1 protein-coding gene is annotated in these 1,255 nt (G+C 72.7%); it reads right to left on the reverse strand.

Annotated elements, in window-relative coordinates; translation table 11 throughout:
- Positions 1 to 51 precede the first annotated feature (51 nt).
- Positions 52 to 1,255, reverse strand: a 1,204-nt coding sequence (locus VF092_26175) for an amidohydrolase (GenBank protein ID HEX6750801.1), incomplete at its 5' end; no start/stop codon positions are given.

Here is a 1,255-nt window from a genome sequence, read left to right on the forward strand (position 1 = left end):
ATTGATTCAGTCCCTCTGCGACCTCTGCGCCCTCTGCGTGAGACCATCAGTTCAGGGTTTCGCGTAGACGACTCGGCCGCCGACGACGGTCATCACCGGCTCGGCGTCCAGGATCTCGCGCTCGGGGATGGCGAGCAGGTCGGCGGACCAGACTACGAAGTCGGCCAGCATCCCCGGGCGCAGCATCCCCTTCACCCGCTCCTGCCACTCGCCGTACGCGGGCGCGGCGGTGTAGAGGCGGATGGCCTCCTCGCGCGTCAGCCGCTGCTCGGGCATCCACCCGCCCGGCGGCACCCCCGGCTGCTCGCGGCTCTGCCGCGTGACGGCGGAGTAGATCCCCTCCACCGGGCGGATCGGCTCCACGGGAAAGTCGGTGCCGAAGATCACCGTCGCCCCCGCGTTCAGCAGCGTGCGCCAGACGTACGCGCCCTGCACCGCGCGCTGGTGGCCGATGCGCGTCTCCGCCCAGCGCATGTCGCTGGTGGCGTGCGTGGGCTGCATCGACGCGATCACGCCGAGCTGCCTGAAGCGGGGGATGTCGCCCGGCGCCAGCACCTGCGCGTGCTCGATGCGGTGGCGGCGCGCGTGCGGCGGGTTCACGCGCGCGGCCCGCTCGAAGGCGTCCAGCGCCTGACGGTTAGCCGCGTCGCCGATGGCGTGCAGGATCACCTGCAGCCCCGCCGCGTCGGCCTCCGCCACGAGCGAGTCCAGCTGCGCGTCGGTGTAGCGCGCCAGCCCGCGCGTGTGCGGGTCGTCGCTGAACGGCTCCAGCATGTACGCGGTCCGCGAGCCCAGCGTGCCGTCCGCGTACCCCTTCACCATCCCCAGCCGCAGCCACTCGTCCCCATAGCCGGCGCGGATCCCCAGCCGCCGGAAGCCGCCGATCACCTCGCGGTTCAGCGGAAACCAGACGTACATCCGCACGGTGAGCGAATCGGCGCGCTCCAGCTCCTGCATCACCCGGAACGACGCGGGGAGCGCCGGATCGACGTCGGTGGAGCTGCCCGCGACGATCGGCGAGACGTCCGTCTGCACGCTGGTGACGCCCGTACGCGCCGCCAGCTCCATCGCCGCGACGATCTGGCGGCGGATGGTGGCGGGGGAGGGAGACGGCACCTTCGTCGTCACCAGGTTGCGCGCGGGGTCCTCCTTGAGGATGCCCGTCGGCTCGCCGGTGCGCGGGTCCTTCACCACCTCGCCGCCGGACGGGGCGACTGTGGCGCGGGTGACGCCGGCGATGCGCAGCGCCGCGGAG

The sequence above is a fragment of the Longimicrobium sp. genome (assembly GCA_036377595.1).
Taxonomy (GTDB): domain Bacteria; phylum Gemmatimonadota; class Gemmatimonadetes; order Longimicrobiales; family Longimicrobiaceae; genus Longimicrobium.